The following is a 13,238-nucleotide window of genomic DNA, read 5'->3' on the forward strand; positions in this document are numbered from 1 at the left end:
GCTTTTCTTTTCGCCTGCGGCGGATAAAACAGGGCCGACGCGTTCGACTGCCCTCTATCCCGCTCCGGTTCCGTGAAATGAACTCGCTCTTCGCCGCCCTGCCGACCACCGTGTTCGAGACCATGTCGGCGCTCGCCCGCCAGCATGAGGCGGTCAATCTCGGCCAGGGTTTCCCGGACGATCCCGGCCCGCGCGACGTGCGTGAGAAGGCAGCGGAGGCGGTCCTCGACGGCTGGAACCAGTACCCGCCGATGATGGGAACCCTCGACCTGCGCCGCGCTGTCGCGACCCACTACCGCGACTGGCAGGGGCTCGACCTCGATCCCGAGCGCGAGGTGATGGTCACGTCCGGCGCCACCGAGGCCATTGCCGGCGCACTGCTCGCTTTGATCGAGCCGGGCGACGAGGTGGTGCTGTTCCAGCCGCTTTATGACGCCTATCTGCCGCTGGTGAAGCGCGCCGGTGGCGTGCCGCGCCTCGTTCGGCTGGTGCCGCCGCACTGGCGGCTTACCGAGGAGGCGCTGGCGGCCGCGTTCACCCCGCGGACCAAGCTGGTTCTGTTCAACAACCCGCACAACCCGACGGGACGAGTATTCGACGCGGAAGAACTCGCGCTGCTTGCCCATTTCTGCACCCGCTCCGGCGCCGTGCTGGTGAGCGACGAGGTGTGGGAACACGTCATCTTCGACGGCCTTGCGCATCAGTCCGTTCTCGCCCTGCCGGGAATGCGCGAGCGCGCGGTGAAGATCGGTTCGGCCGGCAAGATCTTCGGCATGACCGGCTGGAAGGTCGGCTTCGTCTGTGCCGCGCCGGAGCTGATGCGCGTGCTGTCCAAGGCGCATCAGTTTCTCACCTTCACCACGCCGCCGGCGCTGCAGCACGCCGTCGCCTATGGGCTGGGCAAGGAGCGGGAGTGGTTTCATGCCATGCGCGCCGGCCTCCAGCGCTCGCGCGACCGGCTGGCGGAAGGGCTGACGCGAATCGGGCTGAGCGTGCTGCCCTCCGCCGGCACCTATTTCCTCAATGTCGATCTCGCCCCGCTGTCGCCGCAGCTGCGCGACGAGCCGTTCTGCCTGTCGCTGGTCGCGCGCGAGGGCGTGGCGGCGATCCCCGTCTCGGCCTTCTATGCGCAGGATCCGGTTGAGAGCGTGGTGCGGCTGTGCTTTGCCAAGACCGACGCCACCCTCGACCGCGCGCTGGAACGCCTCGGCACGCTACGGCAGGGCTGAGCGCGGAAGCGAGCCATTCCGTCGTCCCGGGCGGCACCTCTGGCTAGCAGGATATCAATAGGATTCGACGTTGAGGGGAGGTGGTGGCGTCCCTGTTCTCCTCCTCACGATGGGGAGGGGGCCATCGGCTACCGCATGTTCGGCTTTGAGCTGTGCCTCTTTGGGCTGCCGCCGACGGCGCAGGCGCAGGAAGCGTCGCAGCCGCTCATGCCGGCGAATGGCGTGTGCCGCTTTAGCCGAGCGCCGCTTTGATGTCGCCAAAGCAGGCTGTCCGGCTCCCCACCAATCTGCGCGCTCGTAACGTTGCGCCTTCAGCAAAGCGTCAGGCGGAACGAGAGGTTCTGCGCAAAAATTGGGCTATCCAGGCATGCGCTGGCTGTGATGTGCAATTTGCTGCAGTTTCGATTAAAAAATAGGCGAATAATCGCGCCAGTCTGGCGTTGGCTGCGACCTGAGCCGACGCATCGCCCGCCAATCGCCGCAATGCCGCCCTTGGCACGCGCGTTGCAGACAATTCCTTCGGCACGCGGACGGGGGTCCTGCGTGTGTACTCCAGAAGGGAATAAAGATGCTGAACATGTTCACGCATGCCCGGCGTATGGCCGGTCGCGCGCTTGTGGGTGCGGCTGCGCTGGCGCTGGCCGGAGGCGGCGTCGCGAGCGCCCAGGAGACGATCAAGGTCGGCGTGCTGCACTCTCTGTCCGGCACCATGGCGATCAGCGAGACGACGCTGAAGGACACCGTGCTGTTCATGGTGCAGGAGCAGAACGCGGCCGGCGGCGTGCTCGGCAAGAAGCTGGAAGCCGTGGTGGTCGATCCCGCCTCGAACTGGCCGCTCTTCGCCGAAAAGGCGCGCGAACTCATCGCCAAGGAGAAGGTCGCGGTCGTGTTCGGCTGCTGGACCTCGGTGTCGCGCAAGTCTGTGCTCCCGGTGTTCAAGGAGCTCAACAGCATTCTGTTCTACCCGGTCCAGTATGAGGGCGAGGAGAGCGAGCGCAACGTGTTCTACACCGGCGCCGCCCCGAACCAGCAGGCCATTCCGGCGGTCGACTACCTCATGGAGAATGAGGGCGTGCAGCGCTGGGTGCTGGCCGGCACCGACTATGTCTACCCGCGCACGACCAACAAGATCCTTGAAGCCTATCTGAAGTCCAAGGGCGTCAAGGCCGAAGACATCATGATCAACTACACGCCGTTCGGTCATTCCGACTGGCAGACCATCGTCGCCGACATCAAGAAGTTCGGCTCGGCGGGCAAGAAGACGGCGGTGGTCTCCACCATCAACGGCGATGCCAACGTGCCGTTCTACAAGGAACTCGGCAACCAGGGCATCAAGGCCACCGACATTCCGGTCGTCGCGTTCTCGGTGGGTGAAGAAGAGCTCGCCGGCATCGACACCAAGCCGCTGGTTGGCCACCTCGCCGCGTGGAACTACTTCCAGTCGGTCGACGTGCCGGAGAACGCCGCCTTCATCAAGAAGTGGCAGGCCTTCACTAAGAACGACAAGCGCGTGACCAACGACCCGATGGAAGCCACCGTCATCGGCTTCAACATGTGGGTGAAGGCGGTTGAGAAAGCCGGCACCACCGATGCCGACAAGGTCATCGACGCGCTCATCGGCGTGACCGTGCCGAACCTCTCGGGCGGCTTCTCGGCCATGATGCCGAACCACCACATCACCAAGCCGGTGCTCATCGGCGAGATCAAGGAAGACGGCCAGTTCGACATCGTCGAACAGACCCCCGGCCTGATCGTCGCCGAGGAATGGTCCCCCTATCTCGAAGGCTCCAAGGACCTGATCGCCGATTGGCGCAAGCCGCTCTCCTGCGGCAACTTCAACGTCAAGACCGGCAAGTGCGGCGGCGCCGGCCAGTGAGGTCGCGCCGCAGGCGGGGGCGCCCCTCCCGCCTGTCTCGCCTGATATCTCCGGCCGCCCTTGCGGCGGCCGGAGCCGACCCGGGTCCCCTAGGGCTCCAGGTCGCTCGGGAACCCCTCCCGCTTTCGCGTACCGCCGTCGCCGCCGGAGCCCGCTCCGGTCTTCCGCAGCGCCACATCGACGGACGATGATGACCTCACGCGCTCGCCTTTTCCGTTTCGCCCGCCTGCTCTGTGCGCTCGCCCTGCTGTGTGCCGCCGTCCCGTTTGGGCGCGCCGCCGCGCAGGGCAGCAGCGCCCCGGACATCAGCGCCCCGCTGGCCCAGCTCACCACCAACAAATATGACGACACCGAGGCCGCGCTCGGCGCGCTGGCGCTGAGCGGCAGCCCGGCCGCCGCCGGCATCGTCACGGCGCTGGCCGAGGGCAAGCTGGTCTTCGGCGGCACCCCGCCGCGCCTGTTCATCCAGGGCGAGGGTGGAGCGCTGCTCGATCCGCTGACCCTGCAACCGGTCGCCGACGCGCCCGCCGTCAAGCCGGTGCGCGTCAACAACCGCGTCCGCCGCGCCATCGACGCCGCCAATGGCGCCCTCTCGCTGGTGAGCCCCGATGCCGGCAAGCGGCGGGAGGCCGCGCTGGCGGTGGGCCGCTCGCGTGACGAGGCCGCCCTGCCGGCGCTGGAAGCCGCGCTCGCCAAGGAGAGCGATCCGAAGGTGAAGTCGGCGATGAACCTCGCCCGCGCGTCGATCCTCATCGGCAAGGAAGGCATCACCCCGGCCGAGCGCATCGCCGCCGTCCAGCTGGTGGGAGCCGAGGGCAATCAGGACGCGCTCGCCATCCTGCGCTCGGTGCCGGAGGGCGCGGCGCCGGAGGTGAAGCAGGCCGCCGCCGACGCGATCGCCGGCATCGAGCGCAACCTCGCTCTGTGGGGCATGGCGCAGAATGTCTGGTACGGCCTCTCGCTCGGCTCGGTGCTGCTGCTGGCCGCCATCGGCCTCGCCATCACCTTCGGCGTGATGGGTGTCATCAACATGGCGCATGGCGAAATGGTCATGCTCGGCGCCTACACCACGTTTGTCGTGCAGGAGGTGATCCGCACCTCCTATCCCGGCCTGTTCGACGTGTCGCTGCTGATCGCGATCCCGCTCGCCTTCGTCTTCACCGGTCTCATCGGCGTCCTCATCGAACGCACCGTCATCCGCTTTCTCTACGGCCGGGCGCTGGAGACACTCCTTGCGACATGGGGCATTTCGCTGATCCTGCAGCAGGCGATCCGCACCATCTTCGGCCCCACCAACCGCGAAGTCGGCGCCCCAAGCTGGATGTCCGGCAGTTTCGAGATCGGTCAGCTGGCGATCACCTCGGGGCGGCTTTGGATTATCGTCTTCTCATTGCTGGTGTTTTTCGCGCTGCTCGCAACGCTTCGGCTGACCCGCATCGGCCTTGAGATGCGGGCGGTGACGCAGAACCGCCGGATGGCCGCCTCCATGGGCATCCGCACCAACTGGGTCGACGCGATGACCTTCGGCCTCGGTTCCGGCATCGCCGGCATGGCCGGCGTGGCGCTGAGCCAGATCGACAACGTGTCGCCAAACCTCGGACAGAGCTACATTATCGACAGCTTCCTGGTCGTGGTGTTCGGCGGCGTTGGCAATCTCTGGGGCACGCTGGTCGGTGCGATGACGCTCGGCGTCGCCAACAAACTGCTCGAACCCTATGCCGGTGCCGTGCTCGGCAAGATCGCGCTGCTGGTTATCGTCATCCTGTTCATCCAGAAGCGCCCCAGAGGCCTCTTCGCCCTCAAGGGAAGGTCGATTGAGGCATGAGTAGCAAGGGCTTAGCCATGACCCGTCCGCCCGCCCTGCTCGGCACCAGCGGCATCGTTTTTCTCATCATCCTCGCCGTCGTCGCGGTGCTGGTGCCCGTCCTCAACCTTGCCGTGACGCCGGACTCGGCGGTGCATGTGCCGACCTATGTGGTCTCGCTGCTCGGCAAATATCTGACCTATGCGCTGCTCGCGCTCTCCGTCGACCTGATCTGGGGCTATGTCGGGATTCTCTCGCTTGGCCAGGGCGCGTTCTTCGCGCTCGGCGGCTATGCGATGGGCATGTACCTGATGCGCCAGATCGGCACGCGCGGAGTCTATGGCGACCCGGTGCTGCCGGATTTCATGGTGTTCCTCAACTGGAAGGAACTGCCCTGGTTCTGGTACGGCTTCGACATGTTTCCCTTCGCCGCGCTGATGGTGCTGCTGGCGCCGGGCCTCCTCGCACTGGTGTTCGGCTGGTTCGCCTTCCGCTCGCGCGTCACCGGCGTGTACCTGTCCATCATCACCCAGGCGATGACCTTCGCGCTGCTTCTGGCCTTCTTCCGCAACGATATGGGCTTTGGCGGCAATAACGGCCTGACCGACTTCAAGGACATTCTCGGCTTCAACATCCAGGCGGACGGCACGAGGCTGGTGCTGTTCGTGCTGTCGGCGGTGGCGCTGGGGCTCGGTTATGTGCTGTGCCGCTTCCTCGTCCGCTCACATTTCGGCAAGGTGCTGGTCGCCATCCGCGATGCGGAAACCCGCGTGCGCTTCACCGGCTATCGCGCGGAGAACTACAAGCTGGTGGCCTTCGTCGTTTCCGCCATGCTTGCGGGTATCGCCGGCGCGCTCTATGTGCCGCAGGTCGGCATCATCAACCCCTCGGAATTCTCGCCGGCCAATTCCATCGAAATCATTGTCTGGGTGGCTGTCGGCGGGCGCGGCACACTGGTGGGCGCGGCGCTGGGGGCGGTGCTGGTGAACTACGCCAAGACCTATTTCACGTCAGGCATCCTCGCCCCTTACTGGCTGTTCATGCTCGGCGGCCTGTTCGTCGCCGTCACCCTGTTCCTGCCCAAGGGTATTGTCGGCACCTATTACGACTGGCGCGAAAAGCGCCGGCCGCATGACGACATACCGGGCGCACCCATAGCCGCGCCCGGCCCGGCCGAGTGAGGGAGAGCGACATGACCGACACCGCGACGCTCGAACCCATTGCCGAGGCGGCACCTGCCGCGAAGAAGGAACTGACCGAGGCGCTGCTCTACCTCGACGCCGTCACAGTCACGTTCGATGGCTTCCGCGCGCTCAACGCGCTGTCCTTCACCGTCGATCCCGGCGAGATGCGGGCCGTCATCGGCCCCAACGGCGCCGGCAAAACGACGATGATGGATGTCATCACCGGCAAGACCCGTCCCGATCGGGGCGACGTGTTCTTCAATGGCGGCACCACCGATCTCACCAAGCTTGACGAGACGCAGATCGCCACGCTTGGCATCGGTCGCAAGTTCCAGAAGCCGACCGTGTTCGAGAGCCACACGGTGCTCGACAATCTCCGCCTCGCGCTGAAGGGCCAGCGGCGCGCTCTGCCCAACATCTTCCGGCGCGAAAGCGCGGCCGAGCGCGAGCGCATTGACGAGATCTTCGAGACCATCCGTCTCACCGAGCATCGCGATCGCCTCGGCGGTGCGCTGTCGCACGGGCAGAAGCAGTGGCTGGAGATCGGCATGCTGCTGGCACAGGATCCCAAGCTTCTGCTGGTCGACGAGCCGGTGGCCGGCATGACCGACGCGGAGACCGCCCAGACCGCCGAGCTGCTGCGGGCGATCAACGCCAACGGCCATTCGGTCGTGGTGGTCGAGCACGACATGACCTTCGTGCGCGACCTAGGCGTCCGGGTCATGTGCCTGCATGAAGGTTCGGTCCTGGCCGAGGGCACGCTCGATCAGGTGAGCGCCAATGAGCGCGTCATCGAAGTCTATCTGGGGCGCTAGGGCTCATGCTGGAAGTTCAGGACATCAACCTCTTCTACGGTGCGGCGCAGGCCTTGCGCGGCGTCTCGCTGACCGCCGAGCCCGGCAAGGTGACCTGCGTGCTCGGTCGCAACGGCGTCGGCAAGACCAGTCTGATGCGCGCCATTGTCGGCCAGGCGCCCGTCGCCAAGGGCACGATCCGCTTCAATGGTGAGGACATCACCGCGATGGCGCCCTCGGAGCGGGCGCGGCGGGGCATTGCCTTCGTGCCGCAGGGGCGCGAAATCTTCCCGCTGCTCACCGTGGCGGAAAATCTGCAGACCGGTTTCGCTCCCCTGAAGCGGGCCGAGTGCTTCATCCCCGACGACGTGTTCTCGCTGTTCCCGGTGCTCGATTCGATGATGCGCCGGCGCGGCGGCGACCTCTCGGGCGGCCAGCAGCAGCAACTGGCCATCGGCCGGGCACTGACCATGCGGCCCAAGGTGCTGGTGCTGGACGAGCCGACCGAGGGCATCCAGCCCTCGATTATCAAGGATATCGGCAACGCCATCCGCTATCTGCGTTCCAAGGGCGACATGGCCATTGTACTGGTCGAGCAGTATTTCGATTTCGCCAAGGAACTCGCCGACCATTTTATCGTCATGGAGCGGGGCGCTGTGGTGATGTCCGGCGATGGTGCCGCGCTTGAGGATCCCGATGTTCGTAACCGCATTGCCGTCTGACGCAGCCGCCACCATCCCGGTCGAGCGGCGAGGGCAGGGGCGGTTGCGGGTCGAGGCGCAGACGTTGGATGGACGCACGGTGCGCGGGCGGATCGAGGAGGAGGGTTTCGCGCGCGTGCGTTTTCCGCGCTCCGGTCGCCGGGGGCGGGCACTGGAAGCGGTGATGATCAACACCGGGGGTGGCCTTGCCGGAGGCGATGCCTCGCAGAGCTGCCTTGTTGCTGGGCGTGATGCCCAATTGGTGGTCACCACCCAGGCGGCGGAGAAAATCTATCGCTCGGATGGCGCCACCTCGCGCATCGACGTCGAACTGGTCGCGGGAGCGAGCGCCAGCCTGCACTGGCTGCCGCAGTCGACCATCGTGTTCGACGGTGCGCGGGTCGAACGCTCCATCGTCGCCGAGGTGGCGCCGGATGCGCGGCTTCTGCTGGTCGAGCCGGTCATTCTCGGTCGCACCGCCCGCGGTGAGCGCCTCTCCTATGGCAGCCTGAGGGACCGCTGGCGCATTCGACGCGGCGGCCGGCTCGTCTATGCCGACGGCCTTCAACTCGATGGTGACATCGCTGCCACGCTCGACCGCCGCGCCACCGCCGGTGGCTGGGCCGCTTTCGCCACGCTGCTTCTGGTAGAGCCCGATGCCGAGAGGCGGCTCGACGCCGTGCGCGGCGCCCTCGGCCTCGCCGCGGGGGAGGACGAATTCCTGCCCGCCGAACTGCCTGATGGCCTCGACGCCGGCGCCAGCGCGTGGGACGGCATGCTCTCCGTGCGGCTGCTCGCCCGTGATGGCGCGCCGCTGGAAAGTGCCATCCGCCGCGTGCTTGGCGCGCTCGGTGTCGGCGAGGTGCCGTGCATTTGGCATTCCTGATGCAAGTAAGGCGGACTTTTGCCGCGACCATCGCCTTTGCAGAGCCGGAGACGCTTCAATGAACCTCAGCCCGCGCGAGAAGGACAAGCTGCTCGTCGCCATGGCGGCTCTAGTGGCCCGCCGACGCCTGGAGCGGGGCGTGAAGCTGAACTATCCCGAGGCGGTGGCGCTCATCACCGATGTGGTGGTCGAGGGTGCGCGCGACGGCAAGACAGTCGCTGAGCTGATGACCCTCGGCACCACGGTGCTGACGGCTGACCAGGTAATGCCGGGCGTCGCGGAAATGATCGTCGAAATCCAGGTCGAGGCGACCTTTCCGGACGGGACCAAGCTCGTCACCGTGCATGAGCCGATCGCCTCCGCCCATGCTGCCGGGGCGCCGGGCGAGATGCTGCTGGAAGAGGGCGAGATCGAACTGCTCGCCGGGCGCGACTTCGTCTCCGTCACCGTCGCCAATACGGGCGATCGGCCGATACAGGTCGGCAGCCACTACCACTTCTTCGAGACCAACCCGGCGCTCGCCTTCGAGCGGGAGAAGGCGCGGGGCATGCGGCTCGCCATTCCCTCGGGCACCGCGGTGCGCTTCGAGCCCGGGCAGAGCCGGGAGGTGACGCTGGTCGCTCTTGCCGGCAAGCGCGAGGTCTATGGCTTCCGCCAGGACGTGATGGGCAAGCTCTGAACCCCCCCACGAGATCGCCGCCGCTCGTCTTACCTGACCGCCTGAAACGGATTGCCGCCATGTCCCTGAAGATGTCCCGCGCCTCCTATGCCGAGATGTTCGGCCCGACCAAGGGCGATCGGGTGCGCCTCGCCGACACCGCCCTCGTCATCGAGGTGGAGAAGGACCTCACCGTCTATGGCGAGGAGGTGAAGTTCGGCGGCGGCAAGACCATCCGCGACGGCATGGGCCAGTCGCAGGTGATGCGGGCGGAAGGGGCGGTGGACACCGTCATCACCAACGCGCTGATCCTCGACCACTGGGGCATCGTTAAGGCGGATATCGGCATCCGCGACGGTCGTATTTGCGGCATCGGCAAGGCCGGCAACCCGGATATCCAGCCCGGCGTCACCATCGTCATCGGCGCCTCCACCGAGATCATCGCCGGCGAAGGCAAGATCATCACCGCCGGCGGGTTTGATTGCCATATCCATTTCATCTGCCCGCAGCAGATCGAACACGCGCTGATGAGCGGCGTCACCACCATGCTCGGCGGCGGGACCGGGCCGGCGGCGGGCACCAACGCCACCACCTGCACGCCCGGCCCTTGGCACATCGAAATGATGCTGCGGGCGTTCGACAGCTTCCCGGTCAACCTCGCCCTGTCGGGCAAGGGAAATGCCTCGCTGCCGGGCCCGCTGGTCGAGCAGATCGAGGCCGGAGCCTGTTCGCTGAAACTGCATGAGGACTGGGGCACGACGCCGGCGACGATCGAAAATTGCCTGTCGGTGGCCGACGACTACGACATCCAGGTGATGATCCACACCGACACCCTCAATGAGAGCGGCTTCGTCGAGGACACCATCGCCGCCTTCAAGGGACGCACCATTCACGCCTTCCACACCGAAGGCGCCGGTGGCGGCCACGCCCCTGACATCATGAAGGTGGCCGGCCTGCCGAACGTTCTGCCGTCATCCACCAATCCGACGCGGCCCTTCACCATCAACACGCTCGACGAGCATCTCGACATGCTGATGGTGTGTCACCACCTCGACCCTCTGATCGCCGAAGACCTCGCCTTCGCCGAGAGCCGCATCCGCAAAGAGACCATCGCGGCCGAGGATATCCTGCACGATCTGGGCGCGATCTCGATGATAAGCTCCGACAGCCAGGCCATGGGTCGGCTGGGCGAGGTGATCACCCGTACCTGGCAGACCGCGCACAAGATGAAGCTGCAGCGCGGCCTGCTGCCGGGCGACAGCGAGCGCAACGACAATGTGCGCGCCAAGCGCTACATCGCCAAATACACGATCAATCCCGCCATCGCCCACGGCATTTCCCGCCATATCGGCTCGGTGGAGACCGGCAAGCTGGCCGATCTCGTGGTCTGGACGCCGGCCTTCTTCGGCACCAAGCCGGACATGGTGATCAAGGGCGGGACCATCGTGGCGGCGGTCATGGGCGACCCCAACGCCTCGATTCCCACTCCGCAGCCTGTGCATTACCGGCCGATGTGGGGCGCCTATGGCAAGGCGCGCACCGCGACCTCGCTCACCTTCGTCTCGCAGGCGGCGATGGATCTGAACGTCGCGCATAAGCTTGGCCTGGAGAAGCGGACGGTGGCGGTGGAGAATGTGCGCGGCGGTATTTCCAAGGCGTCGATGATTCACAATTCCGCGACACCGCATCTGGAGATCGACCCGGAAACCTATGAGGTGCGGGCGGATGGCGAATTGCTGACCTGCGCCCCTGCCACCGAGCTGCCCATGGCGCAGCGCTATTTCCTGTTCTAAGGGTTGGGGAAGGACGCCCAGACCGCGCGTCGCCCCACCGGAGTTGTCCCATGATCCGTGCCCGCACTGTGCTTCCCGCCGGCAGCTGGGATGCCGCCACCGCCGCCGACCGTGTGGTGCTGCCGCATGACGGGCGCTACCGCCGTCGTATCGCCATGCGCGGCGAGGGCGATGTGGCGTTCCTGCTCGACCTCGTCGAGGCGACGCGCCTGAAGGATGGTGACGGCCTTTCGCTCGAAGACGGGCGCATCGTCGGGGTGGTTGCGGCCGAGGAGCCGGTGGCGGAGATCGTGGCGCAGGATGCGCATCATCTGGCGCGGCTCGCCTGGCATCTGGGTAACCGCCATGTGCCGGCGGAGCTTCTTGCCGATCGCATCCGCATCGCCCGCGACAGCGTGCTGGAGGAGATGGCGCGTGGCCTTGGCGCCACCGTCGAGGTGGTCGACGCGGCCTTCGAGCCGGAGGGCGGTGCCTATGAAGCCGCCGAGGCGCACGGGCACCACGCTCACTGCCACGAGCACCATCATGACCACGCCCATGGCGAGGCCTGCGGCTGCGGCCATGACCATCATGATCACGACCACCACGCTCATGGCCACCACGACCATGCGCACCATGATCACGAACATCACGACCATGCGCATCATGACCACCATGGCCATGAGCACCATGGTCATGAGCACGCCCATCACGCGCCTTCTCGCGAGCGCGATGTGCTGCAGGTTCAGGACGGCAAGCCGGCCGCGCATGAGCACGGTCCTGACTGCGGCTGCGGCCATGACCATGCGCATGAGCACGGCCACGGCCACAAGCATGACCATGACCACGAACATCACGGCCATGATCACCATCATCACGGCCACAAGCACGGGCACTAGGGCGCGGCGATGAGCGAGGCACCTGTGGCGCCGCCTGGCGCCTCGCCCGATCTCCTGGCGCTGTTCGTCTGGCTGTCTCCGGCTTATCCCGTGGGGGCGTTCGCCTATTCGCACGGGCTCGAATGGGCGGTGGAGACGCAGGAAGTCTCCGATCTGGCCTCGCTGACCAACTGGGTTGACGATCTGCTGTGCCATGGCGGGCCCTTTGCCGACGCGGTCCTGCTGGCTCATGCCTTCGAGGCGGCGCGAGAGGGCAACGACGCAAGGCTGCGCGAGGTGCTGGAACTCGCCTCCGCCTTTGCGCCCTCGCGCGAGCGGCAAATGGAGACGCTGAACCAGGGGGATGCCTTTCTCTCCGCCACCCGCGCCGCGTGGCCGGCGCCGCTGCTGGAGCGGCTGCCGGCGCTTTGGGACGGGCGTGTCGCCTATCCCGCTGCCGTGGGCCTCGCGGCGGCGGCACATGGCCTTCCTCTGACGGCCACGGTTTCGGCCTTCCTGAACGCCGTCGCAGCGAACCTCATCTCTGCCGCCGTGAGGCTCGTGCCGCTCGGCCAGACCGACGGCAACCGGGCGCTGGCCGCGACCCTGGCCACCGTGCGGGAGGTTGCTCCCCGCGCGGCCGAAGTGCCGTTGGACCAGCTCGGCGGGGCGGCGCTCAAATCCGATATCGCGTCGATGCGTCACGAGACGCAGTACACGCGGCTGTTCCGAAGCTGAAGGCGAGGAGAGTTTCATGGCAGGCGAGACGAGCGGCCCGCTCCGGGTCGGCATTGGCGGGCCGGTCGGTTCGGGCAAGACGGCGCTGATGGAGGCGCTGTGCCGGACATTTCGCGAGCGCTACGACCTCGCTGCCATCACCAACGACATTTACACCAAGGAGGATGCGGAAATCCTCACCCGCGCCGGGGCGCTTCCGGCCGAGCGCATCATGGGCGTGGAGACGGGCGGCTGTCCGCACACAGCCATCCGCGAGGATGCCTCGGCCAACCTCGCCGCTATCGCCGAGATGCGCGCGCGTTTTCCCCGGCTCGACCTGATTCTCATCGAATCCGGCGGCGACAACCTCGCCGCGACTTTTTCGCCCGAACTAGCCGATCTCACCATCTATGTGATCGACGTTTCTGCCGGCGAGAAAATCCCACGCAAGGGCGGGCCGGGCATCACCCGCTCCGATCTCCTCGTCATCAACAAGGTGGATCTCGCCCCGCTGGTGGGCGCCTCGCTCGACGTGATGGACCGGGATTCGCGCCGCATGCGGGGGCGTCGCCCCTTCGTCTTCGCCAATGTGCGGGCAGGCGACGGTGTTGCCGAGGTGGCGCGCTTTATCGAGGAAGCAGGCGGGCTCACAGCGACGGCGGGTGCGGGCGGAGAGAAGGTGCCCGCCTGACCTGACCACGCTGCGGGGATCGGCGGCACTCCCAGATGCGGGGGAGCG

Annotated in this window: 12 protein-coding genes; all 12 read left to right on the forward strand. The window is 66.5% G+C overall.

Features of this window, described 5'->3' with window-relative positions; genetic code table 11:
* Positions 1–77: 77 nt before the first annotated feature.
* The 12 genes from ACO07Z_RS03535 (at position 78) to ureG (ending at position 13,190) form a co-directional block, all read left to right on the forward strand.
* Entirely contained in the window at positions 78–1,229 is a 1,152-nt protein-coding gene (locus tag ACO07Z_RS03535) for an aminotransferase (protein ID WP_421697428.1), read from the forward strand.
* Positions 1,230–1,797: 568 nt separating this feature from the next.
* The gene (urtA, locus tag ACO07Z_RS03540) at positions 1,798–3,105 is read left to right on the forward strand and encodes an urea ABC transporter substrate-binding protein (RefSeq protein WP_421697429.1); all 1,308 of its coding nucleotides are present in this window, start codon (positions 1,798–1,800) and stop codon (positions 3,103–3,105) included.
* 190 nt (positions 3,106–3,295) lie between these two features.
* Positions 3,296–4,930 carry an urea ABC transporter permease subunit UrtB gene (gene urtB / locus ACO07Z_RS03545; protein ID WP_421697430.1) on the forward strand — a complete coding sequence of 545 codons (1,635 nt, stop codon included), beginning with the start codon at positions 3,296–3,298 and terminating at the stop codon, positions 4,928–4,930.
* 17 nt (positions 4,931–4,947) lie between these two features.
* Positions 4,948–6,090, forward strand: coding sequence for an urea ABC transporter permease subunit UrtC (gene urtC / locus ACO07Z_RS03550; protein WP_421697431.1), 1,143 nt, complete (start codon positions 4,948–4,950; stop codon positions 6,088–6,090).
* Positions 6,091–6,101: 11 nt separating this feature from the next.
* Complete coding sequence (gene urtD, locus ACO07Z_RS03555; protein ID WP_244376988.1) at positions 6,102–6,908, forward strand: urea ABC transporter ATP-binding protein UrtD; 807 nt, start codon at positions 6,102–6,104, stop codon at positions 6,906–6,908.
* 5 nt (positions 6,909–6,913) lie between these two features.
* Entirely contained in the window at positions 6,914–7,609 is a 696-nt protein-coding gene (urtE, locus tag ACO07Z_RS03560) for an urea ABC transporter ATP-binding subunit UrtE (protein WP_421697432.1), read from the forward strand.
* Entirely contained in the window at positions 7,584–8,474 is an 891-nt protein-coding gene (locus ACO07Z_RS03565) for an urease accessory protein UreD (RefSeq protein WP_421697433.1), read from the forward strand. The genes urtE and ACO07Z_RS03565 overlap by 26 nt, the downstream gene beginning before the upstream one ends.
* Before the next feature lie 58 nt (positions 8,475–8,532).
* Positions 8,533–9,153, forward strand: coding sequence for an urease subunit gamma (locus tag ACO07Z_RS03570; RefSeq protein ID WP_421697434.1), 621 nt, complete (start codon positions 8,533–8,535; stop codon positions 9,151–9,153).
* Between the two features lie 59 nt (positions 9,154–9,212).
* Positions 9,213–10,925 (forward strand): urease subunit alpha, encoded by a 1,713-nt coding sequence (ureC, locus tag ACO07Z_RS03575; RefSeq protein ID WP_421697435.1) that lies wholly within the window; start codon positions 9,213–9,215, stop codon positions 10,923–10,925.
* 50 nt (positions 10,926–10,975) lie between these two features.
* Positions 10,976–11,803 carry an urease accessory protein UreE gene (locus tag ACO07Z_RS03580; protein WP_421697436.1) on the forward strand — a complete coding sequence of 276 codons (828 nt, stop codon included), beginning with the start codon at positions 10,976–10,978 and terminating at the stop codon, positions 11,801–11,803.
* A gap of 9 nt (positions 11,804–11,812) precedes the next feature.
* Positions 11,813–12,520 (forward strand): urease accessory protein UreF, encoded by a 708-nt coding sequence (locus tag ACO07Z_RS03585; RefSeq protein ID WP_421697437.1) that lies wholly within the window; start codon positions 11,813–11,815, stop codon positions 12,518–12,520.
* A 16-nt stretch (positions 12,521–12,536) separates the two neighbouring features.
* Entirely contained in the window at positions 12,537–13,190 is a 654-nt protein-coding gene (ureG, locus tag ACO07Z_RS03590; RefSeq protein ID WP_421697438.1) for an urease accessory protein UreG, read from the forward strand.
* Positions 13,191–13,238 lie beyond the last annotated feature (48 nt).

Origin of the sequence: Ancylobacter sp., from assembly GCF_965229075.1 — a bacterium.
Lineage (GTDB): Bacteria > Pseudomonadota > Alphaproteobacteria > Rhizobiales > Xanthobacteraceae > Ancylobacter.

Coding starts and splice junctions, on each gene's coding strand:
- ACO07Z_RS03535 (WP_421697428.1), top strand. CDS start 78: ATGAACTCGCTCTTCGCCGCCCTGCCGACCACCGTGTTCGAGACCATG.
- urtA (WP_421697429.1), top strand. CDS start 1,798: ATGCTGAACATGTTCACGCATGCCCGGCGTATGGCCGGTCGCGCGCTT.
- urtB (WP_421697430.1), top strand. CDS start 3,296: ATGACCTCACGCGCTCGCCTTTTCCGTTTCGCCCGCCTGCTCTGTGCG.
- urtC (WP_421697431.1), top strand. CDS start 4,948: ATGACCCGTCCGCCCGCCCTGCTCGGCACCAGCGGCATCGTTTTTCTC.
- urtD (WP_244376988.1), top strand. CDS start 6,102: ATGACCGACACCGCGACGCTCGAACCCATTGCCGAGGCGGCACCTGCC.
- urtE (WP_421697432.1), top strand. CDS start 6,914: ATGCTGGAAGTTCAGGACATCAACCTCTTCTACGGTGCGGCGCAGGCC.
- ACO07Z_RS03565 (WP_421697433.1), top strand. CDS start 7,584: ATGTTCGTAACCGCATTGCCGTCTGACGCAGCCGCCACCATCCCGGTC.
- ACO07Z_RS03570 (WP_421697434.1), top strand. CDS start 8,533: ATGAACCTCAGCCCGCGCGAGAAGGACAAGCTGCTCGTCGCCATGGCG.
- ureC (WP_421697435.1), top strand. CDS start 9,213: ATGTCCCTGAAGATGTCCCGCGCCTCCTATGCCGAGATGTTCGGCCCG.
- ACO07Z_RS03580 (WP_421697436.1), top strand. CDS start 10,976: ATGATCCGTGCCCGCACTGTGCTTCCCGCCGGCAGCTGGGATGCCGCC.
- ACO07Z_RS03585 (WP_421697437.1), top strand. CDS start 11,813: ATGAGCGAGGCACCTGTGGCGCCGCCTGGCGCCTCGCCCGATCTCCTG.
- ureG (WP_421697438.1), top strand. CDS start 12,537: ATGGCAGGCGAGACGAGCGGCCCGCTCCGGGTCGGCATTGGCGGGCCG.